This window comes from Pseudomonas sp. 51_B (assembly GCF_017491595.1).
GTDB lineage: Bacteria > Pseudomonadota > Gammaproteobacteria > Pseudomonadales > Pseudomonadaceae > Aquipseudomonas > Aquipseudomonas promysalinigenes.
The window spans coordinates 1-475 of sequence record NZ_JAFGYW010000300.1; the positions used below are offsets into that span (position 1 = coordinate 1).

At 64.6% G+C, this 475-nt stretch carries 1 protein-coding gene; it reads left to right on the forward strand.

Annotation, left to right across the window (positions count from 1 at the left end; all coding sequences use genetic code 11):
- On the forward strand, positions 1–475 hold a 475-nt coding region (locus J5M56_RS24930), incomplete at both ends, for a glycoside hydrolase family 3 C-terminal domain-containing protein (RefSeq protein ID WP_207938052.1).

Genomic DNA, 475 nt, shown 5'->3' on the forward strand with positions numbered 1-475 from the left:
TCAAGGACCCGTACCTGCGCATCGGCAAGGCCGAGGATGACCCGGCCGATACCTACGCCGAGAGTCGCTTGCACCGCGCCGAGGCCCGCGAAGTGGCGCGGCGCAGTCTGGTGCTGCTGAAGAACCACAACGAAACCCTGCCGCTGAAGAAAGACGCGAAAATCGCGCTGGTCGGTCCATTGGCAAAAGCGCCGATCGACATGATGGGCAGCTGGGCCGCCGCCGGGCGCCCGGCGCAATCGGTCACTTTGTTCGACGGCATGAGTGCGGTGATCGGCGACAAGGCCAACCTGATCTACGCCCGTGGCGCCAACATCACGGGCGACAAGAAGGTCCTCGACTACCTGAACTTCCTCAACTTCGATGCCCCGGAAGTGGTCGATGACCCGCGCCCGGCCAGCGTGCTGATCGACGAAGCGGTGAAAGCGGCGAAGGATGCTGACGTGATCGTCGCCGCTGTCGGCGAGTCCCGTGG